The following is a 25,393-nucleotide window of genomic DNA, read 5'->3' as shown; positions in this document are numbered from 1 at the left end:
CCTAGGTTCGCGCGGCCGCGGTCACCGCGCGTGCGGTGAGCACCCTGGCCAGCTGGGTGCGATAGGCCGCATCGGCGTTGGCATCGGTACCGGGGTTCGCTCCGGCGGCGGCATCGCGCGCGGCCTCCCGGATCGCCTCGGCCGTCACGGGGCGGCCGATCAGGGCCGCCTCCACCGTACGCGCGCGTACCGGAACGGTGTCCATATTGGTCAGTCCCACCTTCGCCTCGGCGATGGCACCGCCTTCCATGCGCAGCGCGGCCCCGACCGCGACGGTGGACCAGGCCTGGGCGACCCGGTTGAACTTCTCGTAGTGCGCCTGCCATCCGGTGTGCTTGGGCACCCGGACCTCGACGAGGACCTCGTTCTCGGCGAGCGCGGTCGTGAAGAAGTCCACGAAGAACTCGGCCGCGGGCACGGTGCGCCGCCCGGCCGGTCCGGCGATCGTCATGCTCGCGTCCAGGGCGAGCGCGGGCGCGAGCAGATCGCCCGCGGGGTCCGCGTGGGCCAGCGAACCGCCGAAGGTGCCCCGGTGCCGGATCTGCGGATCGGCCACGGTGTGCGTCGCCTCGGCGAGCAGGGCGGCGTGCGCGCGCACCGATTCGGCCCGGCACACCTCGTCGTGGGTGGTCATGGCACCGATCACGAGCGCATCGGCCTCCTCGCGGATCCCGCGCAGTTCGGGAATCCGGCCGAGGTCGACCACCGTGGTCGGGGCGGCGAGGCGCATCCGCAGCACCGGCATAAGGCTCTGCCCGCCGCCGAGCACCTTGGCATCCTCACCCGCATCGGCGAGCACGGTGACCGCTTCCTCCACAGTGGACGGTGCGGCGTAGTCGAAGGGTGCGGGAATCACTTCGAACCTCCCTGGATCGCCTGCCAGACCCGTTGCGGGGTACAGGGCATCTCGATATCGCGCACCCCGAACTGGCGTACCGCGTCGAGGACCGCGTTCACCACGGCCGGGGTGGACGCGATCGTGCCCGCTTCGCCGACTCCCTTGACGCCCAAGGGATTCGAGGTCGCCGGGGTCTCGGTCATGTCCGTGGTGAACCGTGGCAGGTCCATCGCCGAGGGCACCAGATAGTCCGCGAGCGAGGCCGTGGTCAGGGTGCCGAACTCGTCGTGCACCGCCTCCTCGTAGAGCGCCTGCGCGATGCCCTGGGCGAGCCCGCCGTGCACCTGTCCCTCGGCGATGAGCGGGTTGACCACCTTGCCGATGTCGTCCACGCACACATACGAGCGGATGCGCACCGCGCCGGTCTCGGTGTCCACCTCGGTCGCGCACAGGTGGGTGCCGTGCGGGAAGGAGAAGTTCTCCGGGTCATAACTGGCCTCGGAGTCGAGATTGGGTTCGGCCCCGTCCGGCAGATCGTGCGCGGCGAATACCGCGAGCGCGATATCGGCGATCGTGACCCCGGCCGCACCCGTCCCGCGCACCCCGAAGGATCCCGCGGTGAACTCCAGATCGTCCTCGGCGGCCTCGAGCAGATGCGCGGCGATCGGGCGGGCCTTCTCGATCACCTTGTCCAGCGCCTTGACCAGTGCGATCCCGCCGACCACAAGGGAACGCGAACCGTAGGTGTCCATGCCGCGCTGGGAGATCTGGGTGTCCCCGTGCAGCACCTCGACATCCTCGAAGGGCACCCCGAGCCGGTCGGCGACGATCTGCGACCACGCCGTGTCGTGCCCCTGCCCGTGTGGCGAGGAGCCGGTGACCACCTCGACCTTTCCGGTCGGCAGCATGCGCACCTCGGCGTGTTCCCAGCCGCCCGCGCTGTAGTTGAGCGAGCCGAGCACCCGGGACGGGGCGAGCCCGCACATCTCGGTGAACGTGGAGACGCCGATACCCAGCTGAACCGGGTCCCCGTTTTCCCTCCTGCGGGCCTGTTCGGCGCGCAGTTCCGGATAACCGAACAGTTCCGTGGCCCGCGCGGTCGCCGCCTCGTAGTTGCCGGAATCGTAGGTGAGCGTGGAAACGGTGGTGTACGGGAATTCCTCGTGTTTGATCCAGTTCTTCTCCCGGATCTCGAGCGGATCCACGCCGATTTCCACGGCGAGCTCGTCCATCATGCGCTCGATCCCGAAGGTGGCCTCCGGGCGGCCCGCCCCGCGATAGGCATCCGTGGGCACCTTGTTGGTGAACACATTCGTGCAGGAGAAGTGGTATGCGGGGATCTTGTAGATCGCGTTGAACATGAACGCGCCGAGAATGGGCACACCGGGGGTGACCAACCGCAGACAGGCGCCCATATCCGCGAGCAGTTCCACCTTGAGCCCGGTGATCGTGCCGTCACCGCGCGCGGCGAGGGTCAGGCGCTGGATCTGGTCCCGGCCGTGGTGCGCGGCGAGCAGCGATTCGGTGCGCGTTTCGGTGTATTTCACCGGTTTGCCGAGCCTGCGCCCGATCAGGAAGGTGAGGAATTCCTCCGGGGTGACCTGGAGCTTGCCGCCGAAGCCACCGCCCACATCCGGGGCGATCACGCGGATCTTGTGCTCGGGGACGCCGAGGCTCATCGCGAGCATCAGGCGCAGGATGTGCGGTACCTGAGTGGCCGAGTACATCGTGGTCTGCGGTCCGGTCGGGTCCACGAGCACCGAACGCGGCTCCATGAACGCGGGAATCAGCCGCTGCTGGCGGAATTTGCGGCGCACCACCACATCCGCGTCTCGGATCGCGTCCTCCACATCACCACCGGAACCGGCCTGCGCCGAGTCGAAGACCCAGTTCGCGCTGCAGTTCGTGCCCAGCTCCGGATAGATGACCTCCTCGTCACCGGCCGCGGTCTCCAGATCGAGCACCACGGGCAGATCCTCATAGTCGACATCGATGAGGTCCACCGCGTCCCGCGCCTCGGCCGCGCTGCGGGCGACCACGACCGCGACCGCCTCACCGGCGAAGTTCACCGTGGTGTCCGCGATCGAGGGCGCGTTCGGGGATTTCTGGTCCTCGGTGATCGGCCAGGCGCACGGCAGCGAGCCCTGTTCGGCGGCGAGATCCGCGCCGGTGAACACGGCGACCACCCCGGAGCTCGCCCGGGCCTGATCGGTGTCGATCTTGCCGATCCCGGCGCGCGCGACCGGGCTGCGCAGGATGGCCATGTGCAGCATCCCGGGCAGCGTGATGTTGTCCGTCCACCTGGTGCGGCCGCTGATCAGCCGCGCATCTTCCTTGCGGGTGCGGGCCTTACCGAGTTCACGGTCAACCGTCTCGGTCATCGCTTCGCCCCCAGCTCACCGGCCGCGGCACGCACGGCTTTGACGATGTTCTGGTAGCCGGTGCAGCGGCAGAGATTGCCTTCGAGGCCTTCACGCACCTGTTCCTCGCTCGGATCCGGGGTGTCGCCGAGCAGATCGATAGACTGCATGATCATCCCCGGCGTGCAGAATCCGCACTGCAGCGCGTGGTTCTCGTGAAAGGCCTGCTGCACCGGATGCGGCTGACCGTCCCGTTCGAGCCCCTCGATGGTGGTGATCTCGGCGCCGTCGGCCTGCACCGCGAGCACCGAACACGACTTCACAGAGCGACCGTTCAAATGCACGGTGCACGCACCGCAATTGCTGGTGTCACAGCCGATGACGGTGCCCACCTTGCCGAGGTTTTCCCGAAGATGCTGGACAAGCAGCGTTCGAGGCTCGACATCGTCGGTATAGGACGTTCCGTCGACGGTCATCGTGATGCGCATTGGCCCTCCTGGTGGTGGGAGTAGTGATCGGGACCACAGCCACCCCAAGCCTGCCCCCCTCGGAGTTCGGACACAACATGCTCCGCGTCTGCGAATATCGCGCGCGGGAGCAGGTCCGCAGATGCGGAACGCGAAGAACACGCCTTCTGCCTCTCCCCATCACCCGCTTGGAGGTGGCAGGATTCGCCCGTGTCTTCGCGAGGAACCAGCCGACTAGTCACCCGATGTTTACCGTTCGTGGTCGTCGCGCTCACGCTGACCTCCTGCGGTATCGGGGGAACCGGGGAACCGACCGGGCATTCCACGAAGACCGTGCTCCCTCCGGTGAGCAAGGATGCGAAGCTGGCGAGCCTCGTCCCGGCCAAGGACGCCGAGGACGGAAAGCTGCTGATCGCGAACGACCAGACCTACCCGCCCAACGAGTTCCGGGATTCCGGGGCCCTGGTCGGGATGGATGTGGACATCGGGCGCGCCATGGCGAAACGGCTCGGCCTCGAGGCGGAATTCCAGAACTCCAGCTTCGACGGGCTACTCGGTGGCATCAAGGCACACAAATACGAGGCGGCGATCTCCTCGTTCAGCATCAGCGCCGACCGGCTCGCCGAGGTCAATCTCGTCTCCTACTACATCGCGGGCACCTCGCTCGGCACGCTCAAGGGCAATCCGAACCGGCTGAACGAGAATGATCTGTGCGGCACCACGATCGCCGTGCAGAAGGGCACCACCCAGATCGACGACCTCAACGCGCGCAACAAACGCTGCACGGTCGAACACAAGCCGCAGACGAACATCCTGCAGTTCCAGGCGCAGACCGATGTGAACCTCGCGCTTTCCGCGAAACGTGTGCAGGGCGCACTCGCCGATTCCCCCGTCGTCGCCTACGCGATCAAACAGTCCGAGGGCAAGCTCGAACAGGTCGGCAAATCCTATGCGAACGCCCCGTACGGCGTGGCCGTTCCGAAGGACGATACGGGCCTGGCGAAAGCGGTCCAGGCGAGCCTGCAATCGCTCATGGACGACGGAACCTATCGCAAGATCCTCGAGAAATGGGGCCTCGACGAAGGCGCGATCAAGAAGGCCGAAGTGAACCCGAAGGTTACGGATTACTCATGACGACAGAGCAGCAGGATCCGATCAAGGCGGTTCCGGTGCGCAGGCCCGGCCGCTGGATCGGCGGGGTCGTCATCGCGCTCATCGCGATCGGCGTCATCTACAGCATCGTCACCAACCGGAATTTCGAATGGCCGACGGTGTGGCGCTATCTCTTCGATTTCCGGATTCTCACCGGGCTGCGCAACACCCTCGTGCTCACGGTGCTGTCCATGGTGATCGGGGTGGTCGGCGGGATCATCCTGGCGATCATGCGACTTTCCCGCAGCCCGCTGGTCTCCGGCGCGGCCGCGGTGTACATCTGGTTCTTCCGCGGCACCCCGCTGATCACCCAGCTGATCTTCTGGAACTTCTTCAGCCTGCTCTACCCGCGCATCGGCTGGGGAACGTTCAGCGTGGACACCAATACGCTGATCGCCCCGTTCGTCGCCGCGCTGCTCGGGCTCGGGCTCAACGAGGCCGCCTACATGGCCGAGATCGTGCGCGGCGGGATCTCCTCGGTGGACGAGGGGCAGCGCGAAGCCGCCTCGGCACTGGGTATGCGGCAGGGGAAGACCTTGCGGCGCATCGTGTTGCCCCAGGCGATGCGGGTGATCCTGCCGCCGACCGGGAACGAGACGATCGCCATGCTCAAGACCACATCGCTGGTCGTGGTGATCGGCTACTTCGAACTGATGACCGCGGCGCAACAGATCTACGCGGACAACCTCAAGCAGATTCCGCTGCTGATCGCGGCGGCCATCTGGTATCTGCTGCTCACCTCGATTCTGAGCATTTTCCAGTCCCGCATCGAGAAGCGGTACTCGCGTGGCGTGAGCGGAATCGCCACGCAGCCGGGATTCGCCGAACGGATGTTCTCGTTCAGGAAGGCAGCGCGATGAGTGAGCAGCCCACGCAGGAACCGATGGTGCGCGCCGAGGGCGTGTGCAAGCACTACGGCCGCCTCGAAGTCCTCAAGGGCATCGACCTCGAGGTGGCCCCACGGGAGGTGATGTGCGTGATCGGGCCTTCGGGCTCGGGCAAGTCCACGTTCCTGCGCTGCATCAACCACCTGGAGAAGGTCAACGCGGGCAAGCTGTGGGTGGACGGGGAACTCGTCGGTTACCGCCAGCATGGGGACAAACTGCACGAACTGCGCGAGCACGAGGTCGCCGAGAAGCGCCGCGAGATCGGCATGGTGTTCCAGCGGTTCAACCTGTTCCCGCACATGACCGCGCTCGGCAATGTCATCGAGGCCCCGGTCCAGGTGAAAGGGATACCGAAGGCGGAGGCCAAGCAGCAGGGTGAGGACCTGCTCACCAGGGTCGGGCTCGCGGACAAGGCCGATGCCTACCCGAACCAGCTCTCCGGCGGGCAACAGCAGCGAGTGGCCATCGCGCGAGCCCTGGCCATGAAACCGAAACTGATGCTCTTCGACGAACCGACCTCCGCGCTCGACCCGGAACTCGTCGGCGAGGTGCTGGCCGTGATGCGCGGGCTCGCCGAGGACGGGATGACCATGGTGCTGGTCACCCACGAGATGGGATTCGCCCGCGAGGTCGGCGATTCGCTGGTGTTCATGGACGGCGGGGTCGTCGTGGAGAAGGGCAAACCCCGCGATGTGATCAGCAATCCGCAGCACGAGCGCACCCAGTCCTTCCTCGCGAAGGTGCTATGAAGCGCCTCCTCGTGCTGTTCGCCGCCGTGCTGCTGCTCGCCGGTTGCGCGCGGGCGGCGAATATCAAGGGTCCCAAGGGAGTCCCGCTCGTGGCGCCCGGCCAGCTCACCGTGTGCACGCACCTGTCCTTCGCGCCGTTCCAGTCGGTCAGGCACGGGGAGATCGTCGGTTTCGACGTGGACCTGATCGATCTGGTCGCCCGCGATCTCGGGCTGCCGCAGAAGATCATCGACACCTCCTTCGAAGGTATCCAGTCCGGGACCGCGTACAACTCGAACCAGTGCGATATCGGCACCGGCGGGATGACGATCACCAAGGTGCGCGCGCAGAACATGGACTTCTCGATCCCGTACTTCGACGCGAAACAGGCCTTGCTGTGCCGGGCGACCGAACCGGCCGACAGCATGGATGCGTTGCGCGGCAAGCAGATCGGCGTTCTCGTCGGCACCACGGGGGAGGAGTACACCCGGAAATGGAACGCCGCGCACGGTAATCCGCTGCAAGTGGTGCAGTTCGATGAGATGACGGTGGAATTCACCGGGGTCAAGACCGGGAAGGTCGCCTGCGCGATGCAGGACAACGGGCCGCTGCTGGACTTTGCCAAACAGAACCCCGGACTGGTCGCCACCGCGCAGTTCGACACCGGGGAAAAACTCGGGTTCGGTGTGCGCAAAGGCAATACCGTGATGCGCACGGAAATCGACCGGGTGCTGCGGAAAGCCTACGCCGACGGCACTTACGCGCGCCTCTACAAGAAATGGTTCACCTGAGAATGAGCGCTCCCAAAACGCCACGGGCACGCGCGATCCGCGCCGTGCAATACCTCGTGCTGCTCGCGGCGATTCTCGTGCTCGCACTGCTCGCGGACTGGCGCCAGATCGGCGTCACGTTCTTCGACCCGGTCGCGATCGCCGGGCAGTTCCCCGGGGTGCTGTCCACCGCGCTGGTCAACACGATCTTCTACACGGTGCTCGGGTTCGCCTTCGGTTTCCCGCTCGGGCTGATCATCGCGCTGATGCGGATGTCCCAGGTCGCCCCGTATCGCTGGCTCGCGACCGCCTACGTGGAGGTCTTCCGCGGGGTGCCGACCCTGCTCGTGTTCATCGCGCTCGGCTACGGGGTGCCGATCGCGTTCAACGCCCGCTACGACAACTGGTTCGCGGTCATGCTCGCGCTCGGCCTCGTCGGTGCCGCCTACACTTCCGAGACCATCCGCGCGGGGATCACCGGGGTGCCGCAGGGCCAGGTCGAGGCCGCCGATTCGCTCGGCATGACCCGCCCGCAGGCCTACCGCACGGTGATCATCCCCCAGGCGTTCCGGATCGTGCTTCCCCCGCTGACCAACGAGCTCATCCTGCTCGCCAAGGACTCCTCGCTCGTCTACGCACTCGGGCTCACCATCGACGAGTACGAGCTCACCAAGTGGGGCCAGGTCGGGCTCACCGAGTTCAAATCCCTGACCTCGGTGATCGTCGCGGGGCTGTGCTACCTGGTGCTCACCATCCCGCTCGGTTACCTGTCCCGCTACCTGGAGCGGCGCGGGACGGTGGCCGCAAGCCGGGTCCGCAAGAACACCGCGAACCCGGCCTGAAGCGTGGCCGGGTTCAGCGCTGCTCGCCGCCCTTTTCTCCGCCCTTTTCGCCCTGGCCACCGAGGAAGTCACGGGCTTTGTCCATGCCCTTGTCGATCTGCTCCTCGTGACCGAACTTCTCTTTCGCGAATTCGCCTGCCTTGTCCAGGCCCTGCTCGACCTTGTCGCCGTGCTCTCCGGCGAACTCCTTGGCCTTGTTCGCGAGGTCTCCGAATTCCATGATTGCTCCCTTCACGCTCCCGGTCCGCGTGCTCGGACCGCGGGACCGACCGTAGTCGCTACCCGGCGGTTCGTCACCTTTTCGGGGCGGCGGGGAGCGTCGACCGCTTGATCACGCCCCAGGCAAGGTCCCTAATGGATCTGCTTGCGGGACTTGTTCTTGATGTAGCCATAGGCAGCAGTACCCGCGAACAGCACCGCTCCGACGACGACCAGCCAGAACAGGCCTTTGACGACCGCGCCGAGCACCATGAACCCGACCCAGACGACGAGGATCCCGCCGAGCACCTTCAGCACCATGTCAACCTTCAATCTCCGAAACTTCGCAGCCATTGCTGCCGTCCAGTCTCCACGAGCCGGATCGGGCCCACCACCGGTATGACCCTGAACTTCACCCGGAGAACCCGGAGCGCTGTCCCGGTGAGTGCACTGACAGCCACTCTCCGATACGGCCGAGGCCTTCGGTGATTTCCGTGCTCGTACCTGCGAACGAAAGACGGACGAATTCGTTCCCGCGCTCCGGATCGAAGTCCACTCCGGGCACCACGGCGACCCCGGTCTCGGCCAGCAGCCTGCGGCACCAGTCGACCGAATCCGTGGTCAATGACGATATGTCGACATAGACATAGAAGGCCCCCTCGGCGGGCGCGAACCGGTCGAGCCCGAGTTCGCCGAGGCCGTCGAGCAGGATCTTCCGGTTCCCCGCGTATCCGCGCACGGCCTCGTCGGCCTCGGCATACGCGGAGGGCTCGAAGGCGGCGACGGCGGCCAGCTGGGAGTGCACGGGCGCGCAGATGGAGAAGTTGCCGACCAGGGTGTCCACGGCGCGGCGCAGTCGCGCGGGCACGAGCATCCACCCGATGCGCCATCCGGTCATCGCCCAGTATTTGGAGAAGGAGTTCACCACGATCGCCTCGCGGGAGGTGCGCCAGGCACAGTCGGAGTCCGCGCCATAGGTGATCCCGTGGTAGATCTCGTCGGAGATGAGCTGGATCCCGCGGTCCCGGCAGTACTCGGCGAGTTCGGCGAGCCGCTCCGCGCCGAGCACCGTCCCGGTCGGGTTGGCCGGACCGGCCACCACGAGCCCGGCCAGGTCCTGCTGCCGGTCGAGCAGTTCGGGGGTCGGCACGTAATCCTGTTCCGCCCCGCACGGCAGGTCCACGACCTCGCAGCCGAGCGCGCCCAGAATGTTGCGGTAGCAGGGATAACCGGGGTTGGGCAGGGCGACCCGGTCGCCCGCGTCGAAGGCGGCGAGGAAGGCCATGGTGAACGCGCCGGACGAACCGGTGGTCACCACGACGTCCTCGGCTTCGACGGTCAGCCCGTAGGCGTGCCGGTAGTGCCCGGCGATCCCGGCACGCAGCTCCGGGATGCCGAGCTGTTCGGTGTAACCGAGGCGGTACTCGGTCACCGCGCGCGCGGCCGTCTCCCGCACCACCGCGGGCGCGGGGATCGATGGCTGTCCCGCGGCGAGCGAGACGACGTCACCGCGCTCGCGCTGACGCTCACCGGCCGCGGAGAGCACCTCCATGACATGGAACGGCGCGACGGCGGCCCGTTCGGCGACTCGCAACAATGGCCTGGCTCCTTCACACTCGCGGAGAACCCAAGCCTGTCACATCAGTAGCCGACGTAACCGCCACCGTGCGCCATCGCCTTGACGCCGGGAACACTGGACAGCGAACCGTAGCGGCTGATCGAGTACTTGACCCCGGCGCAGATGTTGTCCACCGGGTTGTAGATGTCGCCGTGTCCGGGCAGCTTGTTCGACTGGAACGTGGGGTCGATGCACTGCATGAGCCCCTTCGAGGGGGTGCCCTTCGCCGCGTTCGAGTCCCAGTTGTTGATCGCGTGCGGGTTGCCGCCGGATTCCTTCTCGATGATCTGCCAGATGATCTTCTTGTCCGCATCGGACACGTTGACGCCCGCCTTGCGCAGCTCCTCGATCGCCTTGTCGATCCACTGCTGCACGTTGCCCGGTGGCGGGCCACCGGCGGGCGGGCCACCCGAGGAGCCCATATCGCCGCCACCGCCGCCACCGCCGCCTCCTCCGCCGGAGCCGCCGCCACCGGAGAACCCGCTGTACCCGCTGCCGCCGCTGACCGAGGAGGTCTTCAGCGAGGAACCGCCGCTCCCGCCGGGGCTGGGCACGTTGTTGTAGGTGTCCTTCATGGTGGAGGTCTGCTTGGAGAGCTCGGTGGACAGCTTCTTCATCGCGCCCTGGGCCTTGTGCTCGGCCTGGGTGATCTTGTCCCGGTTCTCGTCCGCGGCCGCCTTGCCGAGCTCGGCCTTCTTCGCCTCGGTCGGCTTGCCGCCGTTCTGGTCGGGGTGCTTGGCCGCCTCGGTCTCCTCGGTGGAGAGCTTCTGCTTGTAGGAGCTCTCCACCTGGTTCATCGCGGCGTCCATCTCGCCCTTGGCGTCGTCGAGCTCTTTGACGGCGGACCGGACACTCTCCACGCCCTGGTTGAGCAGCTCATGCGCCGCTTTCGAGGCGTTCGAGAAGGTCTGCATGTACCCCTTGTAGGAGTCCGCGTCCTTGCCCTGCCACGCCGATTCGAGGCTGCTGATCGTGCCCTGCAGCTGCTTGTGCGAGTTCCCCGCCTGCTCGGCCGCCGTCTCCAGGCTGCCCTGCACATCCTTGAACTCGGCCGTGTTCACCCCGCGCCATTTCTGCACCTGGGCCTTGATGTCCTCGGCACCAGGGATCTCCGCATCCGCCATCTGAGGCATCTGTTCTGCTCCCCGTCAGTCTTTTGGAGTGAGGTTGTCCTTGTTGACCTTCTCGGCTTCCAGGTGCGCCTGGTAGATGCCGTCGAGCGCCTGTTCGACCTCGTGCAGCCGGTTCCGCGCGGTTCCGTAGCTCTCCTTGACCCCGCCGAGATGATCGGTGACCGCCTTGCCGGTGGTTCCGGAGTGCTCGTCCTCGCCGAACGCCTTGTGGTCGAGCCGCTGCATGCGAGCGTCCGGGGCGTCCCCGACCTTCTCGTATTCCGTCTTCAACTTGGCGATCGACTGCCGCATCGTCTCGAACTCGGCCTTGTCGAAGTACTTGTCCACCATGGCGCTCGGCCCCCTTACTGGTGCTTCGAAGTCTTCTCCTCGGACGTGGGCGGGGCGGCACTGGTTCCCCGACGTTCGCCCGGTTTCGCTAATACTCTAAGCCCGAATTCGCCTGCTCACAGCTCATCCAGCAATTCGCAAACGCACATGAGGAGTTTTTCGTTGTCGGCCGGGGTCATGGTCAACCAGGTGGTGCCGTCCTTGGCTCGACCGGTGATCTGGGCAAAACGCCCAGACGGGTTGTCGTGGAACCCGACGACCCGGTTCGCGCGCCGTAACCCGCCGTCCGCGGCCCGGCGCTCGGCACCGAACTGGCCACGCACCGAGATGTCCCCGGCCATCTGCGCGATGGTCTGTGCCGAGTTCAACCGCACGCCGTCCCGCTCCAGTTTGGTGATCATCGCCTCCGGATCACCACCGGTCTCCGCGTCCACCCGCACCAGCAGATCCTCGGGAACGCTCACCGAGGAGCCCGCACCCTGCGGGGCGCTGCCCGCCACCGATACCGCGGCCTCGACCAGCGCGTTCTCCCGCGCCGGGATCAGCCACACCTCATCGGAGTCCACCACGGCCAGCTGGGCGGTGTGCCGATTCGTCACGGCGAGCGCGGTGATCCACCGCTCGGCGTACACCCAGGTGTCCACGGCGAGGCGATAGTTCGCGAGCAGGGCCAGCCGGTCGGCGAGGTCTCCGTCGATCCGGCCACGGCGGGCCAGCCCGCGCGCACCGAGCGAGGCGAGCGCGGACCGCACGAGTTCGGCCCGTTCGGATTCATAGCGGCCCGGGCTCGGCACCCGGATCGCCGGGCGCGGTTCGCGGTGCCCCTCCAGTTCCCAGGCCACATCGAACTCGAGCGGGGAGAGCACGACGGAGTCAGGCACGCTCGTCCTTCTGGTCTTGCTCGCCCGGCCCCTCGAGCACCGGAGGCGCGACCGGGCGTTCCTCGGTGAACAGGTCGGTGTCCTCGACGGCGAATCTGCGCACGTGGTCCTCGTCGGTTTCCTCGCGTCCGGCCGGCGGCTGGGTCACCCCTCTGTCGTTCCCGTACACGACCTGCTCCCCGCACCCCTGCAGCCCGGCGACCCCGGCCGCGCCACCGCCGATGCCCGCGACGGCCGCCGCCGCGTCGAAGCCCGAGCCGTCCACCTGATGCCGGGGCTCGCGATCGTCCGCGGACTCGGACTGCGCGACCGAGGTCCGGCTCGCGTCCGTGTACCCGGTCAGCCCGTCGACCGCGCGCTGCCGCGCTTCATGCGATGTCTGCGCGGCCCGCGTCCAGTCCCCGGACCCGGTCACGATCGTCTGCATCCCCTTCTCGGCGGGGCCGTCCAGCTCATCCGGATCCGGCATGCTGTTCCTGGTGTGCACGAAGGACTCGGTGGTCTGGTCCAGCCCGGCGCGCATCGACTCGGTGCGGGCGGTTCCCTGGTTCGCGTCTTCGGCGGCCCCGCTCAGCGTGGCACCGGCCTCGTGCGCGGCGAGCCCCGATCCCCAGGCGACCCCGAGCCTGCCGAGCTGGGTGCGCAGTCTGTCCTCGACGGCGGCCATCGCCTGCGCGGCCTCGAACAGGTTGCCGATGGCCAGGGAAAGCGAATCGACGCCCTTTCCGGAGCGCATCGCCCGGATCTCGCGCGCGAGTTCCGCGTTGGACCAGCCAGCCCAGCGATAGTCCGGGATATCGGCGTTCACTGCCTGCCCACTTTGTTCAGGGCTCCCGCGATCTCCTCCTCGTTGAACCCGTAGCCGCGCGCGGCCTCGGTCAACCTGTCCACCAGTCGCGCCAGGCTGTCCAGGTAACCCTGAATGCGGTTCACGTGCGAGTCCGGGTCGGTTCGCAGCCGTTTGTCCCAGGCTTCCGCCATCCCCTTGCTGACCAGGTCATCGCCCGGGGCCAGGATCCCGATCTCGCCGAGCAGGTCCCGGATCTTGCGCCCCTCGCTGTCCAGCACCTGCTGAACGACCTTGGCGACCTGCAGGACGTTGTCCTTGTCGACCTTGATATCGCGCATCCCGCTCGGCGCCAATGCCCGTTCGGTACTCGCCGTGGCCCGCAGCTCGGCGCTCTCGACGGCGGCGAGCGCGCGCTGCAGCGGGTCGGCGGTGTGCGTATCGGCCATCGACGGTACCTTCCCCTGCCCCGAGCTTGCGTACCAATCAGCAGGCTACCAAGGAGCGGGCAGCCGTACCGGTTGTTCGACGCGGCGGAATCCGCCGGGGTTCCTGCAAGGGGCCCGCTACGGATGAGAGCTCAGGGCCGCACTCTCGGCGATGTCCGTGCGGTAGTGCCCGCCGGTCAGGTGCACACCCTCGATGCGCTGATAGGCCTGGGCGCGCGCGGCGTCGAGGTCATCCCCGGCACCGACGACGGCGAGGACCCGGCCACCCGAGGAGACGATGGCCCCGTCCTCGCGGCGGCGGGTACCCGCATGCAGCACGCCCTCGGCCTCGGCCCCGGTGATCGGGTCCCCGATGCCTGGGGTGCCCGGGTAGCCCTCTGCGGCCAGCACGACGGTGACCGCGGTCCCTTCCGCCCATTCGAGTGGCGGAAGTCCGGCGAGCCGTCCGGTCGCGGTCGCGTGCAGGACCCCGGCCAGGGGGCTGCGCAGCAGGGCGAGCACGGCCTCGGTCTCCGGATCCCCGAAACGCGCGTTGAACTCGATGACCTGTGGACCGTCCGAACTGAGCGCGAGCCCGGCGTAGAGCAGCCCGCTGAACGGGACCCCGCGCGCGGCGAGTTCGCGAACGGTGGGTTCCACGATGGTCCGCACGATCGTGTCGGCGAGCCCGGGTTCGGCCCAGGGCAGCGGTGCATAGGCGCCCATTCCGCCGGTGTTCGGGCCGACCCCGCCGTCCCCGACGCGCTTGAAGTCCTGCGCGGGCAGCAGCGGGACCACGGTCTCCCCGTCGACGAGGCAGAACAGCGAAACCTCCGGACCGTCCACAAAGGACTCGAGGATCACCGGGTGGCCGCCGTCGAGCAAGGTCAGCGCGTGCGCCCGCGCCTCCTCGATGTCCTCGGTGACCACGACCCCCTTGCCCGCGGCGAGCCCGTCGTCCTTGACCACATAGGTCGGGCCGAACCCGGCGAGTGCCTTGTCCAGCCGCGCGGGGTTGTCCACCGTCTCACTGCGCGCGGTGGGCACCCCGGCCGCGTGCATGACGTCCTTGGCGAAGGCTTTGGAACCCTCGATGCGTGCCGCGGATCCGGAGGGGCCGAAGCAGGCGATGCCCGCGGCGCGCACCGCGTCCGCGACCCCGGCGACGAGCGGAGCCTCCGGCCCGATCACGACCAGATCGGCCGACCAGCCGCGGGCGAGCTCCACCACCGCGGCCGCATCGTTCGGATCGGCGATCGCCGGCTGCTCGGCGACGGCCGCGGTACCCGCATTGCCCGGGGCACAGGCCAGGGCGGTCACCGTGGGGTCATGGGACATCGCGAGTAAGAGGGCGTGCTCGCGAGCACCGGCCCCGATCACCAGAACGCGCACGGGGCCAGCCTAGGACATGGGTTACACCAGGCGCGCGTCCACGTAGCACCAGCGCCAGCTCTCCCCGGGCTCCACCGAACGCATCACCGGATGCCCGGTGACCGCGTGGTGCGCGCTCGCGTGCTGGTGCTCGCTGGAATCGCAGCACGCCACATGGCCACAGGTTAAGCAGGCGCGCAGGTGTGCCCAGGTATCTTCACCTAGCGTGAGGCAATCGGCGCATCCTTGCCCGGCATCGATGCGCAGCTCGGGGAGCGCCTGCACGTGCACACAACTCATGAGCTCAGTCTAGGCCGCTGTACGAGGAGGAGAACCCATGTCCGGGGTGGAGATGCTGCTGCTGTTGGCCGGTTCACTCGTGGTGACGGCCGCATCACGGCGCTATAAGATCCCCGGCCCGCTGGTGCTGCTCGCCGCCGGGCTCGCGGTCTCGTTCATCCCCGGGCTGCCCGCCTTCGACATCGACCCCGAGCTCACCCTGGCGCTGATCCTGCCGCCGCTGCTGTACTCGGCCTCGCTGGAGTCCTCCTATGTGAATCTGCGCGCGAACATCCGCCCGATCGCGCTGCTCGCGGTGGGACTGGTGCTGGTGACCGCGGCCGCGGTGGGGCTGACCGCCTACTGGCTGCTTCCCTCACTCTCGCTGCCCGCGGCCCTGGTGCTCGGCGCGATCGTGGCTCCGCCGGACGCGGTCGCGGCCACCGCGATCGGGCGCCGCCTCGGGCTGCCGCGCAAGCTGATGACCCTGCTCTCCGGGGAAAGCCTCGGCAATGACGCGACCGCGCTGACCACCTACAAGGTCGCGGTGGCCGCGGCGATCGGCACCGGGTTCTCGTTCGGCAGGGGACTGTGGATGTTCGCGCTCGCCACGGCAGGCGGCATCGTGATCGGGCTGATCATCGGTTACCTGGTGCACCAGGTGCGGATGCGGATCGGGGACCCGATCCTGGAGAGCGCGATGGGCCTGCTCGTGCCGTTCGGCGCCTATCTGATCGCGGAGGACCTGGAGACCTCGGGCGTGCTCGCGGTGGTCTCGGCCGGGCTCTACCTCGGGCACAACTCCACCAAGGCGGGCTATGCCACCCGGTTGCAGGACGCCGCGGTGTGGGACGCGGTGAAGATGCTGCTCGAATCGATGGTGTTCGCGCTGATCGGCCTGCAGCTGCGGAACGCCGTCGAAGCGACCGGGGTGTCCGTCTCGGTGTTCCTCGTCGCGCTCGCCCTGCTCCTCGTGACGATCCTGGTGCGCATCGCCTGGCTGTTCCCGGTCACCTTCATTCCGCGACTACTGGTGCGCCGTAACGACCCGCGCCCGAACTGGAGACATGTGACCGTCTTGTCCTGGGCGGGCATGCGCGGGGTGGTCTCGCTCGCCCCCGCGGTCGGACTGCCCATCGCGATGGCGGCCGATCAGCGCGGGGTGATCCTGCTGTGCGCCTTCGTGGTGACAGTGGGAACCCTGGCGCTGCAAGGACTGACCCTGCCCTGGCTGATCAACCGCCTCGGTGTGGAGGGCAACGAGGAACACGAGGACCGGCTCGCCGAGGCCCAGATCCGGCACACCGCGGCCAGGCGGTCCATCGACCGGCTCGACGAGCTCGACAAGACCGGGAAACACACCAAACTGATCGACCGGCTGCGCGCCAACGCCGAACTGCGTGCGAACGGGGTGTGGGAACAGCTCGGCCGTCAGGACGAGGAGACCCCGATGTCGAAGTTCCGCCGGATCCGCCGGGAGATGATCAAGGTGGAGCGCTCGACCTTCATCGAGGCGCGGGACAACGGCGATATCGACGACGAGGTGTTCCGCCGGGTGCAGCGCGAACTGGACGAGGACGAGGCGGCGCTGGACCGTTAGACCAGGTTTTCAGCGGCGGAGCCGCCTGTCACCCGCCCCGCAGCCCGCACCGCTGCGCGAGCCCTGCCGAACAGCTCCTAGACCACGCCGATGCGGATTCGGTAGGTCCACCACCAGGTTCGCGGTTCCGCCAGGTGTCGCCGGGCCGTCGCGGCGAGCACATCCATGCCGATGCCCTCGTCGCCGACACCCGCCCTGCGCAGCGCGACCGTGCCACCCTGGCTTTCCGCGACCGCACACAACCGCGCGGCGTCCCCGGAATCCTGGGCGTGCAGTGCGATCTCGCGGACCAGCCGGAACCGGCCACTGTCCCGCATCCGCTCCGCGTGCTCGTGTTTGTTCGCCTTGCGCGGCAACAGGTTCAGCTCGATCTGCGCCGCGTGGTGCTTACGCTCGAACTCCAGATAGGCCGCGTCCACCTCGGGGTGCACGGCCGGCGGCCAGTCGCAGTCGTAGGCCGCGAACACCCCGCCGGGTCTGAGGATCCGGGCGACCTCGGGCAGCGCCCGTTCGGCGTCGAACCAGTGCAGCGCCTGGCTCGCGGTGACCAGATCGGCGCACGCGTCCGGCAGCCCGGTGTGTTCGGCGGTCCCGTCGGCGATGCTCAGCCCCGGAACCCTGGCGCGCGCGATCGCGGCCATCTCGGCATTCGGTTCCACGGCAGAGAGCTGCCCGGCGATTCCCTGCCACGGCTCGGTGGACAGTCCGGTTCCCGCGCCGAGGTCCACCACGGCCGGGGCTTCCCGGCCGGTGTACTGGCGCAGCAGTTCGAACAGCGCGGCGGGCGGCCTCGGCCGGACGCGGTCGTATTCCTCGGCGAAGCCGTCGAAACGGGAAACGGAGTCAACCACGGGAACCAACTGTAAAACTCTAGTCGATCGAAAAGAAGTGGACCTCCGGCCGCCCGACCTGACCATAGTGCGGTGCCCGGCGCGCGATCCCGTTGTCCGCGAGGTATTCCAGGTAACGGCGGGCGGTGACCCGGGTGGCACCGATGGCCTCGGCGACCGCGGCGGCGGAGAGCCCCTGTTCGGCGGTGCCGAGTACCGCGCGCACCGCGTCCAGGGTGCTCCGGCTCATTCCCTTGGGCAGGGCGTGATGGTCCGGGGCGCGCAGGGCGGCGAACATCCCGTCGAGCTCGGCCTGATCGCTGACCTCACCGCTGCGCGCCGCCTGTTCCCGAAACCGCGCGTAGCGGGTCAGTTTCTCCCGCAGTGTGGCGAAAGCGAACGGTTTGAGCAGATACTGCACCACCCCGGAGGACACCGCGTCCTTCACCACGGCCAGATCGCGCGCCGAGGTCACCGCGATGACATCCACCCCGCGCAGCGCGCGGCAGACGGCGAGGCCGTGCATATCGGGCAGGTAGAAATCGAGCAGCACAAGCTCCACGGGTTCGCGCGCGCAGAACCGCAGCGCCTCGGCCCCGGAGTGCACCACGCCCGCGACGGTGAATCCGGGCACCCGCGCCACGTAGTCCTCGTGCGCCCGCGCCACCTCGCGTTCGTCCTCCACGATGAGCACCGCGATCATGGCCGCTCCACGGGAATCCGCACGCTGAACTCCGCACCGTGCACCTCGACCGATCCACCCCTGCGGCGCGCCACCTGGCCGACGAGCGCGAGCCCGAGGCCGCGGCCACCGGACTTCGTGGTCCAGCCGCGGCGGAACAGCTGCGGCAGCTGCCCGGCCTCGACTCCCGGCCCACTGTCGGCGACCCGCAGCAGCAGTTCGCCCTCGTACACGCGCACGGTCACCTCCACCCGCGGCCGGGCCGCCGCGGCGTTCTCGATGGCCGCGTCGATGGCGTTGTCGATCAGGTTACCGAGCACGGTGATCAGTTCGCGCGGTTCCAGCAGACCCTCGCCGACCTCGGTGTCCTCGGTGACGCTCAGTTCCACCCCGCGTTCGTTCGCCTCCGCCGATTTGCCGAGCAGCAGGGCGGCGAGCACGGGTTCGGTGACCGCGCCGACGACCCGGTCGGTGAGCTGCTGCGCGGTGGCCAGCTCCTCGGTGGCCAGCTCGACTGCTCGCTCCGGGCGGCCGAGCTCGACCAGGGAGACCACCGCATGCAGCCGGTTCGCCGATTCGTGGGCCTGGGCGCGCAGGGATTCGGCGAATCCGCGCACCGCGTCGAGTTCCCCGGTCAGTGCCTGCAGTTCGGTGTGATCGCGCAGGGTGACCACGGTGCCGAGGCGGCGCCCGCGCGCGTGCACCGGGGCCACGTTGACCACGAGCACCCCGCCATCGGTCACGTGGACCTCGTCGGTGCGCGGTTCGGCGGAGACCACGGCGCTGGCCAGTTCTCCGGCGAACCCGAGCTCCGCCGCGGCGCGTCCGCGCGGATCGCCGTCGAGCTCGAGGAGGGCGCGCGCCGCGTCATTGCACAGCGCGAGCCTGCCCTCGCGGTCGAACAGCACCAGCCCCTCGGTGACCGCGTGCAGCACGCCCTCGTAGTAGTCGAACATCCGGGTCAGCTCGTCCGGGGCGAGCCCGCGGGTCTGGCGCCGCAACCGCCTGCTGACCAGGTAGCTGCCCGCCAGCCCGGCCACCAGCACCACCGCGGCCACCCCGAGCAGCACCGGCAACCGGTCGCGGAGTTCCTGGGTGACCTCGCGGATCGTGATGCCGACCGCGACCAGGGCGCGCACGCGATGCTGCCGGTCGAACACCGGTGCGACCGCGCGCATCGAAGGGCCGAGTGTTCCGGTGTAGGTCTCGGTGAACGTGTGCCCGGCGAGTGCTGGCGCGGTATTCCCGAGGAACCGTTTCCCGATCAGGCCCGGGTTCGGATGGGTGTAGCGCACCCCGTCGGGGCGCATCATCGTGATGAAGTCGACCCCGGTGTCCGCGCGCACCTGTTCGGCGAGCGGCTGCAGCGCTTTCGTGTCCGCGGGGAAGCCGGGCAGATCGGCGAGCGATTCGGCGACGGTGCGTACCACCTCGCGCGCCCGGTCCTGCGCGGCCCGTCGCGCATCGAGCACGGAGAGCACCGATCCCGCGGCGACGAGCAGTACCACGACCACCACCTGCAGCAGGAGCAGTTGTCTGGCGACACTCATCCGCATCCGTGAACGATATGAACACAATCGTGACGGCACCGCGCCGGGTGGCCAATAGTTCCCCCGGCGTTTCATCTATCACTGGAGGCAACGGTGCCGAAATCGGCTGGGGTAGCCAAAAAGCTGGACCGCACGCATTATCTGTATATCGCGGTGATCGTGGCGGTCGCGCTCGGTGTTGCGGTCGGGCTGATCTTTCCCGCGTTCGGAAAGGATCTCAAACCACTCGGCACCGGATTCGTGGATCTGGTGAAGATGATGATTTCGCCGATCATCTTCTGCACGATCACGCTCGGCGTCGGTTCGGTCGCGCGGGCGGCGAAGGTCGGCAAGGTCGGCGGAATGGCGATCGGCTATTTCCTCGTGATGTCCGCGATCGCGCTCGTGATCGGGCTGCTGGTCGGCAACGTGCTCGAACCGGGGAACGGGCTGCACCTGACCAAGGACATCGCCAGCTCCGGGCGCGAACAGATCGAGGGCGGTGAGGGAACAACCGAATTCCTGCTCGGCATCATCCCGAAATCGCTGTTCTCCGCGCTCACCGAGGGACAGGTGCTGCAGACCCTGCTCGTCGCCCTGCTCGCCGGATTCGCACTGCAGAAACTCGGCACACGCGGGGAACCGATCCGGCGGGGTATCGAGCACATTCAGCGCCTGGTCTTCCGCATCATGTCGATGATCATGTGGGCCGCGCCGGTCGGCGCGTTCGGCGCCATCGCGGCCGTGGTCGGTGCCACCGGATGGAAGGCGATCGGCAGCCTCGCGGTGATCATGGTCGGCTTCTACCTCACCTGCCTCGTGTTCGTGTTCGGCGTGCTCGGCACCGTGCTGTGGACCGTCGCCAGGGTGAACGTGTTCCGGCTTTTCCGTTACCTGGCAAGGGAATTCCTGCTCATCCTGTCCACATCTTCTTCCGAGGCCGCGCTGCCGAGGCTGATCGCCAAGATGGAGCACCTCGGGGTGAGCAAACCCGTCGTCGGGATCACCGTGCCCACCGGGTACTCCTTCAACCTGGACGGGACCGCCATCTACCTCACCATGGCCTCCATCTTCGTCGCCGAAGCACTCGACAAACCGCTGGCGCTCGGCGAGCAGATCGGCCTGCTGCTGTTCATGGTCATCGCCTCCAAGGGCGCCGCCGGAGTCACCGGGGCGGGCCTGGCCACCCTGGCCGGTGGCTTGCAGTCCCATCGGCCCGACCTTGTCGACGGGGTCGGCTTCATCGTCGGCATCGACCGGTTCATGTCCGAAGCCCGCGCCCTCACCAACTTCGCGGGCAATGCCATCGCCACGGTGATCATCGGGACTTGGACCCACGAGATCGACCGGGATCGGATGACCTCGGTGCTCGGCGGTGCGCAGCCGTTCGATGAGCGGACGTTGCTGGAGGAGGAATCGGCGAAGGAAACCGAACCGGAGCCGGTGGGCTGAGCAGCCGGATCAGGCCTCAGGCAGGCGGCTGCACGCCGGGTCGTGGTGTCGTGCGTTCACCACATGAACCGGTCGGGATGCTTCGCGGCTTCTTCCCGGACCTTCGGGAGTTCGGCGGCGTAGAGCGTCGTGTGTCCGCATCCCAGGCACACGAACGCGTTGAGGGCGGACAACGGTTGCGCCCACAGACTCCGGCTGTTCGGGTGTATTCCGACGTGGTGCTGGCTGACCACACCGAGGTTTCCGATCTGCTGGCCGCCGCACAGGTGACACTGGGGCAGCCGTGACGGAGGGTATGCGGTTCCCATGCGATTATCCCTACCACAGGGGAAGTCCCGCAGCTGCGGAAAAGCGCGACGCCATCCCGGTGGTCGTACCGATGACGACTGTCCGTTCCTCGGTGCACCGGGTGTGGCGTGCTAGCCCGCTCGCCGGACCGTTCCGGTTCCCGTCGGCCGACCGGCAGCAGAGGCGCAAACCATTCGGGAAAGACGAATTACAGTGCCGCCACGCGCAGGTTCGGGCGCTCCGGCTCGGAACCGGTACCCACCAGCCCGCGCCGCGCCAGTTCCGGGCGAACTCCCTCACCGAACCAGTACGCCTCCTCGAGGTGCGGATACCCGGAGAGCACGAATTCCTCGATCCCGACCTCGGTGTACTGCTCGATGAGGTCGGCGACCTCGGCGTGGCTGCCGACGAGTGCGGTTCCGGCGCCGCCGCGCACGAGACCGACTCCGGACCACAGTCCGGGGTAGATCTCGAGGGAGCGGGCGTCGTCGCCCAGATCGCCACCGTGCAGCGCGGCCATCCGCTGCTGCCCGACGGATTCGCTGCGGGCGAAGGATTCCTGGGCCTGTGCCACATCGGCGGGGTCGAAGGCGTCGTACAGGTCCTGTGCCACGGCCCAGGCCTGTTCGGAGCGGTCCCGGGAGATGGTGTGCAGCCGGATACCGAACCGCAGGCGCCGCCCGTACTTCTCGCCGATGGCGCGCACTGTGGCGACCTTCTCGGCGACGGCGGCGGGCGGTTCGCCCCAGGTGAGGTACACATCGGCGTGCTTGGCGGCGACCGGAAGCGCGGCGGGGGAAGACCCGCCGAAGTAGATCGGCGGCTCGGGGTCCGGAACGGAGTAGGTGCGCGCCCCCTCGATCTCGTAGTGCTCGCCGTGGAAATCGGCCGGTGTTCCGGACCAGGCGGCGCGCAGCACGCTGAGGAATTCGTCGGTGCGCGCGTAGCGCTGGTCGTGGTCGAGGTGGTCGCCGAACCGGCGCTGTTCGACCGATTCCCCGCCGGTCACGATGTTCAGCAGCAGGCGGCCACCGGAGATCTGCTGATAAGTGGCGGCCATCTGGGCGGCGAGAGTCGGGCTGAGCACTCCGGGACGGAACGCGACGAGGAACTTGATCCGCTTGGTGCGCGCGAGCAGGGCCGCGGTGGTCAGCCAGGCGTCCTGGCACCAGGACCCGGTCGGGGTGAGCATTCCGGTGAACCCGAGGTGTTCGGCGGCCTGCGCGACCTGGGTGAGGTAGTCGATGTCCGGCTGGCGCGGGCTCGCCGCCGCGATCGGGGAGACGTGCGGGCGCTCCGCGATGAACCGGCCGTCCCCATGGGTGGGAAGGAACCAGTGCAGTTCGATGCTCATTGCCGGATGCCTTTCTCCTGGAATGGTTGCAGATCCTTGTCGTAGCGGTCGTCGACGAAATCGCCGAACCGAATGCCCTGCGGGATGGAATTGTTGGCCACGAACACATCCATGAGCTGTTGCTCGGAACGCACGGTTGCGCCGGTGAGCGGGACCGGAAGCTGCACGCCACGCGAAACGTCGAGGCGGGCGACCGCCAATGGCAGCCCGGTGTCGTGGGCGTAGGCACGGGCCCACTGCTCGGGATGGCTCTGGGACCAGCGCTGCGCCTTGGCGGTCGCGACCACCAGTGCGCGGATCGCCTCGGCCTTGCGCGGATCGGCGAGCGCTTTCCGGCTCGTCACCTGGAAGTTCAGCGCGTTCGCCACTCCGGTCCCGTCGAGGAGAACGCGCGCGTGCTCGCGGATCTGCGCCTGCGAGGTGTAGGGATCCCAGATCGCCCACGCATCCAGATCGCCCTGGCTGAAGGCGGCGAAGGCGTCTGCCGGTTGCAGATAGGCGATGTGCACGTCGTCTTTGGTCATCCCGGCCCGGCGCAGCTGCGCCAGCAGGTGCCCGTGTGCCGAGGTGCTGTTCGCCACGCCGATCGTCTTGCCGCGCAAGGATTTCAGGTCCCGGATCGGGGAGTTCCGTGGTACCAGGATGGTGTCCCCGCTCGGTGCTCCCTGCGCGGCGGCGACCATGGACACGTCTGCGTTCGCCGCGGCCGCGATCAATGCCGGAGTGTTCCCGACCGAGGCGGTGTCGATCGCGCCGGCATTCGCCGCCTCGACCTCGGGCGGGCCGGAGGTGAAAGTGGAGAACTGTATCCGGAACGGCAGCGTACGCAGCAGTCCCGAAGCGGCGAGCAGCGACTTCGTCTGTCCTTTTTGGTCACCGACCTGCAGCACGAGCCCACGTTCCTCGGTATTCGTGGCACACCCGGCGAGCAGCAGGAGCAGCGCGACACAGCTAAGCCAGCGCATGCTGCTCCACCCCGAGTTCGGCGAGCAGGGTGTCCCGCAGGGCGAGCAGTTCGCGTTCGGCGCGCGGCCGGGGGAGATCCACACGGTGCTCGGCGGAGATCCGCCCGTCCTCGAGCACGAGCACCCGGTCGGCGAGGGTGAGCGCCTCCCCCACATCGTGGGTGACCAGCAGTACCGATTGACCGTGCTTGCGCCACAACTCCTGCACGAGCCCGCCCATGGCCAGCCTGGTGAGCGCGTCCAGCGCACCGAACGGCTCGTCCAGCAGCAGCACCGAGGGTTCCCGGATCAGCGCCCTGGCAAGGGAAACCCGTTGTGCCTCGCCCCCGGAAAGGGTGCCCGGCCAAGCATCCGCGCGGTCCTCGAGGTGTACCTCGGCGAGCGCGCGCACCGCCTGCTCGCGGGAGCACTGCGTGCCCAGCACCACATTGCGCCACACCTTGCGCCAGGGAAGCAGTCGCGGTTCCTGGAAGGCCGCCGAGACGCTGCCCGCCACATCCGCGATTCCCTCGACCGCCCCGTCCAGCCCGGCGAGCACCCGCAGCAGGGTGGACTTGCCCGATCCGCTTTTCCCCAGCAGGGCAACGAATTCCCCGCGCGCCACGGTCAGATCCACGCCATCGAGGACGGCGCGCTCGCCGAAGGTCTTACGCAGTCCACGTACTGTCACCGCCATCGCAGCACCCTCCGCTCGATCAGCCGCACCCCGGCATCGGTGAGCAGGCCGAGAATCGCGTACACCGCGAGCCCGACCAGGATCACATCGATGCGCAGGAAATCGCGCGCATTGTTGATCAGGTAGCCGATCCCGGTGTCCGCGGCGATCTGCTCACCCACGATCAGCGAGAGCCATGCACTCGCGAAGGCCAGCCGCAGCCCGACCATGACGTGTTCGGTCGAGGCCGGGAACACCACATGGCGCAGCCGCTGTACACGAGAGAAACCGAGCACCCGGGTGGCCTCGAGCAGCTTCCGGTCCACACCGCGGATTCCGGCGTACACGTGCAGATAGATCGGCAGCGCGACCCCGAAGGCGACGATCGCGATCTTGGGTGCCTCGCCGACCCCGAACCAGGTGATGAACAACGGGATCATGCCCAGATGCGGCAGGGTCCGCAGCGCCTGCATGGGTGGATCGATGCCGATATCACCGACCTTGGTGAGCCCGGCGAGGGTACCGAACAGACCGCCGAGCGCCGCGCCGATCAGGAAACCGAGGAACGCGCGCACCACCGAGATCCCCAGCGCCGAGGTCAGTTCCCCGTTCGCGATGAGCTCGCCCGCCGCGCGCACCACGGCGATCGGGGAGGCGAGCAACCGGCTCGGCAGCAGTCCGGTGCTGCTGGCCAGCTGCCAGATGAGCACGATCGCCACCGGGCTTGCCAAGCGCAGCAAGGGAATCCGGGCGCGGCGACGGGTGCGGCCCGGCCGGTTGCGTTGCGGGCGCACCTGATCGGCGACGGCGGTGACGCTCGCCATCACCGGTCACCGCCGAACGGGTCTCCGTTTTCGGGAAATTCTCGGGAAATCACGGAACCGATCGCACCAGCGCGCCGCACATGGTGTCAATCGGACGCATGTTTCGTCCACAGGAAGGGATTATCTCGGGGACGGAAACACGCGA

The 25,393-nt window shown here is 68.0% G+C and carries 28 protein-coding genes; 7 read left to right on the top strand and 21 right to left on the bottom strand.

Annotated elements, in window-relative coordinates; all coding sequences use genetic code 11:
• Position 1 precedes the first annotated feature (1 nt).
• The 3 genes from A37U_RS0125865 to A37U_RS0125855 are packed head-to-tail and all read right to left on the bottom strand — an operon-like array spanning position 2 to position 3,686.
• Positions 2 to 856 carry an FAD binding domain-containing protein gene (locus tag A37U_RS0125865; protein WP_020499574.1) on the bottom strand — a complete coding sequence of 285 codons (855 nt, stop codon included), beginning with the start codon at positions 854 to 856 and terminating at the stop codon, positions 2 to 4.
• Positions 853 to 3,219 carry a xanthine dehydrogenase family protein molybdopterin-binding subunit gene (locus tag A37U_RS0125860; RefSeq protein WP_020499573.1) on the bottom strand — a complete coding sequence of 789 codons (2,367 nt, stop codon included), beginning with the start codon at positions 3,217 to 3,219 and terminating at the stop codon, positions 853 to 855. Before A37U_RS0125860 ends, A37U_RS0125865 begins: the two co-directional genes overlap by 4 nt.
• On the bottom strand, positions 3,216 to 3,686 hold the full coding sequence (locus tag A37U_RS0125855) for a (2Fe-2S)-binding protein (RefSeq protein WP_020499572.1): 471 nt from the start codon (positions 3,684 to 3,686) through the stop codon (positions 3,216 to 3,218). The genes A37U_RS0125860 and A37U_RS0125855 overlap by 4 nt, the downstream gene beginning before the upstream one ends.
• A gap of 237 nt (positions 3,687 to 3,923) precedes the next feature.
• Between A37U_RS0125855 and A37U_RS0125850 the strand changes: the two genes are divergently transcribed.
• From A37U_RS0125850 to A37U_RS0125830, 5 genes are read left to right on the top strand one after another with little or no spacing between them, the layout of a single operon-like run.
• Positions 3,924 to 4,799, top strand: a complete 876-nt coding sequence (locus tag A37U_RS0125850; protein WP_020499571.1) for an ABC transporter substrate-binding protein — start codon at positions 3,924 to 3,926, stop codon at positions 4,797 to 4,799.
• Positions 4,796 to 5,677: an amino acid ABC transporter permease gene (locus A37U_RS0125845; protein ID WP_020499570.1), complete on the top strand. Its 882-nt coding sequence runs from the start codon at positions 4,796 to 4,798 to the stop codon at positions 5,675 to 5,677. Before A37U_RS0125850 ends, A37U_RS0125845 begins: the two co-directional genes overlap by 4 nt.
• A gap of 23 nt (positions 5,678 to 5,700) precedes the next feature.
• Positions 5,701 to 6,453 carry an amino acid ABC transporter ATP-binding protein gene (locus A37U_RS0125840; protein ID WP_157183050.1) on the top strand — a complete coding sequence of 251 codons (753 nt, stop codon included), beginning with the start codon at positions 5,701 to 5,703 and terminating at the stop codon, positions 6,451 to 6,453.
• Positions 6,450 to 7,223, top strand: a complete 774-nt coding sequence (locus A37U_RS0125835) for an ABC transporter substrate-binding protein (protein ID WP_020499568.1) — start codon at positions 6,450 to 6,452, stop codon at positions 7,221 to 7,223. Before A37U_RS0125840 ends, A37U_RS0125835 begins: the two co-directional genes overlap by 4 nt.
• Before the next feature lie 2 nt (positions 7,224 to 7,225).
• On the top strand, positions 7,226 to 8,044 hold the full coding sequence (locus A37U_RS0125830) for an amino acid ABC transporter permease (protein WP_020499567.1): 819 nt from the start codon (positions 7,226 to 7,228) through the stop codon (positions 8,042 to 8,044).
• A gap of 13 nt (positions 8,045 to 8,057) precedes the next feature.
• On the opposite strand, the gene A37U_RS0125825 is transcribed toward A37U_RS0125830, so the two are convergent.
• The 10 genes from A37U_RS0125825 to A37U_RS45285 all read right to left on the bottom strand — a co-directional run bounded on the left by A37U_RS0125825 (position 8,058) and on the right by A37U_RS45285 (position 15,090).
• Entirely contained in the window at positions 8,058 to 8,264 is a 207-nt protein-coding gene (locus A37U_RS0125825; protein WP_020499566.1) for an antitoxin, read from the bottom strand.
• 131 nt (positions 8,265 to 8,395) lie between these two features.
• On the bottom strand, positions 8,396 to 8,563 hold the full coding sequence (locus A37U_RS52695; RefSeq protein WP_020499565.1) for a hypothetical protein: 168 nt from the start codon (positions 8,561 to 8,563) through the stop codon (positions 8,396 to 8,398).
• Between the two features lie 91 nt (positions 8,564 to 8,654).
• Positions 8,655 to 9,839 carry a pyridoxal phosphate-dependent aminotransferase gene (locus A37U_RS0125815; protein ID WP_020499564.1) on the bottom strand — a complete coding sequence of 395 codons (1,185 nt, stop codon included), beginning with the start codon at positions 9,837 to 9,839 and terminating at the stop codon, positions 8,655 to 8,657.
• Between the two features lie 44 nt (positions 9,840 to 9,883).
• Positions 9,884 to 10,993, bottom strand: coding sequence for a transglycosylase SLT domain-containing protein (locus A37U_RS48555; protein ID WP_083933835.1), 1,110 nt, complete (start codon positions 10,991 to 10,993; stop codon positions 9,884 to 9,886).
• Positions 10,994 to 11,008: 15 nt separating this feature from the next.
• Positions 11,009 to 11,323, bottom strand: a complete 315-nt coding sequence (locus A37U_RS0125805) for a hypothetical protein (protein WP_020499562.1) — start codon at positions 11,321 to 11,323, stop codon at positions 11,009 to 11,011.
• Between the two features lie 116 nt (positions 11,324 to 11,439).
• Positions 11,440 to 12,204: an ESX secretion-associated protein EspG gene (locus tag A37U_RS0125800; protein ID WP_020499561.1), complete on the bottom strand. Its 765-nt coding sequence runs from the start codon at positions 12,202 to 12,204 to the stop codon at positions 11,440 to 11,442.
• Positions 12,197 to 13,012, bottom strand: a complete 816-nt coding sequence (locus A37U_RS0125795) for a hypothetical protein (protein ID WP_026197602.1) — start codon at positions 13,010 to 13,012, stop codon at positions 12,197 to 12,199. Before A37U_RS0125795 ends, A37U_RS0125800 begins: the two co-directional genes overlap by 8 nt.
• Positions 13,009 to 13,440, bottom strand: coding sequence for a hypothetical protein (locus tag A37U_RS0125790; RefSeq protein ID WP_020499560.1), 432 nt, complete (start codon positions 13,438 to 13,440; stop codon positions 13,009 to 13,011). Before A37U_RS0125790 ends, A37U_RS0125795 begins: the two co-directional genes overlap by 4 nt.
• Before the next feature lie 117 nt (positions 13,441 to 13,557).
• Positions 13,558 to 14,811 (bottom strand): phosphoribosylamine--glycine ligase, encoded by a 1,254-nt coding sequence (gene purD, locus A37U_RS0125785; RefSeq protein ID WP_020499559.1) that lies wholly within the window; start codon positions 14,809 to 14,811, stop codon positions 13,558 to 13,560.
• Between the two features lie 21 nt (positions 14,812 to 14,832).
• The gene (locus tag A37U_RS45285) at positions 14,833 to 15,090 is read right to left on the bottom strand and encodes a UBP-type zinc finger domain-containing protein (RefSeq protein WP_040588757.1); all 258 of its coding nucleotides are present in this window, start codon (positions 15,088 to 15,090) and stop codon (positions 14,833 to 14,835) included.
• Between the two features lie 37 nt (positions 15,091 to 15,127).
• On the opposite strand from A37U_RS45285, the gene A37U_RS0125775 reads away from it, so the two are divergent.
• The gene (locus A37U_RS0125775) at positions 15,128 to 16,669 is read left to right on the top strand and encodes a Na+/H+ antiporter (protein WP_020499557.1); all 1,542 of its coding nucleotides are present in this window, start codon (positions 15,128 to 15,130) and stop codon (positions 16,667 to 16,669) included.
• 77 nt (positions 16,670 to 16,746) lie between these two features.
• On the opposite strand, the gene A37U_RS0125770 is transcribed toward A37U_RS0125775, so the two are convergent.
• Genes A37U_RS0125770 through A37U_RS0125760 form a run of 3 tightly spaced genes read right to left on the bottom strand, consistent with a single transcriptional unit; the run spans position 16,747 to position 19,731 of the window.
• Positions 16,747 to 17,520, bottom strand: a complete 774-nt coding sequence (locus tag A37U_RS0125770) for a class I SAM-dependent methyltransferase (RefSeq protein WP_020499556.1) — start codon at positions 17,518 to 17,520, stop codon at positions 16,747 to 16,749.
• Positions 17,521 to 17,539: 19 nt separating this feature from the next.
• Complete coding sequence (locus A37U_RS0125765) at positions 17,540 to 18,202, bottom strand: response regulator (RefSeq protein WP_020499555.1); 663 nt, start codon at positions 18,200 to 18,202, stop codon at positions 17,540 to 17,542.
• The gene (locus A37U_RS0125760) at positions 18,199 to 19,731 is read right to left on the bottom strand and encodes an ATP-binding protein (RefSeq protein ID WP_020499554.1); all 1,533 of its coding nucleotides are present in this window, start codon (positions 19,729 to 19,731) and stop codon (positions 18,199 to 18,201) included. The genes A37U_RS0125765 and A37U_RS0125760 overlap by 4 nt, the downstream gene beginning before the upstream one ends.
• A gap of 93 nt (positions 19,732 to 19,824) precedes the next feature.
• Between A37U_RS0125760 and A37U_RS0125755 the strand changes: the two genes are divergently transcribed.
• Positions 19,825 to 21,162, top strand: a complete 1,338-nt coding sequence (locus A37U_RS0125755; protein WP_020499553.1) for a C4-dicarboxylate transporter DctA — start codon at positions 19,825 to 19,827, stop codon at positions 21,160 to 21,162.
• A 56-nt stretch (positions 21,163 to 21,218) separates the two neighbouring features.
• On the opposite strand, the gene A37U_RS51895 is transcribed toward A37U_RS0125755, so the two are convergent.
• The 5 genes from A37U_RS51895 to A37U_RS0125725 all read right to left on the bottom strand — a co-directional run bounded on the left by A37U_RS51895 (position 21,219) and on the right by A37U_RS0125725 (position 25,248).
• Entirely contained in the window at positions 21,219 to 21,470 is a 252-nt protein-coding gene (locus A37U_RS51895; protein ID WP_157183023.1) for a hypothetical protein, read from the bottom strand.
• Between the two features lie 188 nt (positions 21,471 to 21,658).
• Positions 21,659 to 22,804, bottom strand: coding sequence for an LLM class flavin-dependent oxidoreductase (locus tag A37U_RS0125740; protein ID WP_020499551.1), 1,146 nt, complete (start codon positions 22,802 to 22,804; stop codon positions 21,659 to 21,661).
• The gene (locus A37U_RS0125735; protein WP_020499550.1) at positions 22,801 to 23,769 is read right to left on the bottom strand and encodes an ABC transporter substrate-binding protein; all 969 of its coding nucleotides are present in this window, start codon (positions 23,767 to 23,769) and stop codon (positions 22,801 to 22,803) included. Before A37U_RS0125735 ends, A37U_RS0125740 begins: the two co-directional genes overlap by 4 nt.
• Positions 23,756 to 24,445, bottom strand: a complete 690-nt coding sequence (locus tag A37U_RS0125730) for an ABC transporter ATP-binding protein (RefSeq protein WP_020499549.1) — start codon at positions 24,443 to 24,445, stop codon at positions 23,756 to 23,758. The genes A37U_RS0125735 and A37U_RS0125730 overlap by 14 nt, the downstream gene beginning before the upstream one ends.
• Positions 24,436 to 25,248, bottom strand: a complete 813-nt coding sequence (locus A37U_RS0125725; RefSeq protein ID WP_020499548.1) for an ABC transporter permease — start codon at positions 25,246 to 25,248, stop codon at positions 24,436 to 24,438. Before A37U_RS0125725 ends, A37U_RS0125730 begins: the two co-directional genes overlap by 10 nt.
• Positions 25,249 to 25,393: the final 145 nt, after the last annotated feature.

This window comes from Sciscionella marina DSM 45152, assembly GCF_000379465.1.
Classification (GTDB): domain Bacteria; phylum Actinomycetota; class Actinomycetes; order Mycobacteriales; family Pseudonocardiaceae; genus Sciscionella; species Sciscionella marina.
This window is presented reverse-complemented; position numbering and strand designations above follow the sequence as displayed.

Excerpts from the sequence above, each read along its gene's own strand:
- A37U_RS0125860 (WP_020499573.1), bottom strand. The coding sequence starts at position 3,219 with ATGACCGAGACGGTTGACCGTGAACTCGGTAAGGCCCGCACCCGCAAG.
- A37U_RS0125855 (WP_020499572.1), bottom strand. The coding sequence starts at position 3,686 with ATGCGCATCACGATGACCGTCGACGGAACGTCCTATACCGACGATGTC.
- A37U_RS0125845 (WP_020499570.1), top strand. The coding sequence starts at position 4,796 with ATGACGACAGAGCAGCAGGATCCGATCAAGGCGGTTCCGGTGCGCAGG.
- A37U_RS0125840 (WP_157183050.1), top strand. The coding sequence starts at position 5,701 with ATGGTGCGCGCCGAGGGCGTGTGCAAGCACTACGGCCGCCTCGAAGTC.
- A37U_RS0125835 (WP_020499568.1), top strand. The coding sequence starts at position 6,450 with ATGAAGCGCCTCCTCGTGCTGTTCGCCGCCGTGCTGCTGCTCGCCGGT.
- A37U_RS0125830 (WP_020499567.1), top strand. The coding sequence starts at position 7,226 with ATGAGCGCTCCCAAAACGCCACGGGCACGCGCGATCCGCGCCGTGCAA.
- A37U_RS0125825 (WP_020499566.1), bottom strand. The coding sequence starts at position 8,264 with ATGGAATTCGGAGACCTCGCGAACAAGGCCAAGGAGTTCGCCGGAGAG.
- A37U_RS52695 (WP_020499565.1), bottom strand. The coding sequence starts at position 8,563 with ATGGTGCTGAAGGTGCTCGGCGGGATCCTCGTCGTCTGGGTCGGGTTC.
- A37U_RS48555 (WP_083933835.1), bottom strand. The coding sequence starts at position 10,993 with ATGCCTCAGATGGCGGATGCGGAGATCCCTGGTGCCGAGGACATCAAG.
- A37U_RS0125805 (WP_020499562.1), bottom strand. The coding sequence starts at position 11,323 with ATGGTGGACAAGTACTTCGACAAGGCCGAGTTCGAGACGATGCGGCAG.
- A37U_RS0125790 (WP_020499560.1), bottom strand. The coding sequence starts at position 13,440 with ATGGCCGATACGCACACCGCCGACCCGCTGCAGCGCGCGCTCGCCGCC.
- A37U_RS45285 (WP_040588757.1), bottom strand. The coding sequence starts at position 15,090 with ATGAGTTGTGTGCACGTGCAGGCGCTCCCCGAGCTGCGCATCGATGCC.
- A37U_RS0125775 (WP_020499557.1), top strand. The coding sequence starts at position 15,128 with ATGTCCGGGGTGGAGATGCTGCTGCTGTTGGCCGGTTCACTCGTGGTG.
- A37U_RS0125765 (WP_020499555.1), bottom strand. The coding sequence starts at position 18,202 with ATGATCGCGGTGCTCATCGTGGAGGACGAACGCGAGGTGGCGCGGGCG.
- A37U_RS0125760 (WP_020499554.1), bottom strand. The coding sequence starts at position 19,731 with ATGAGTGTCGCCAGACAACTGCTCCTGCTGCAGGTGGTGGTCGTGGTA.
- A37U_RS51895 (WP_157183023.1), bottom strand. The coding sequence starts at position 21,470 with ATGGGAACCGCATACCCTCCGTCACGGCTGCCCCAGTGTCACCTGTGC.
- A37U_RS0125740 (WP_020499551.1), bottom strand. The coding sequence starts at position 22,804 with ATGAGCATCGAACTGCACTGGTTCCTTCCCACCCATGGGGACGGCCGG.
- A37U_RS0125735 (WP_020499550.1), bottom strand. The coding sequence starts at position 23,769 with ATGCGCTGGCTTAGCTGTGTCGCGCTGCTCCTGCTGCTCGCCGGGTGT.
- A37U_RS0125730 (WP_020499549.1), bottom strand. The coding sequence starts at position 24,445 with ATGGCGGTGACAGTACGTGGACTGCGTAAGACCTTCGGCGAGCGCGCC.
- A37U_RS0125725 (WP_020499548.1), bottom strand. The coding sequence starts at position 25,248 with ATGGCGAGCGTCACCGCCGTCGCCGATCAGGTGCGCCCGCAACGCAAC.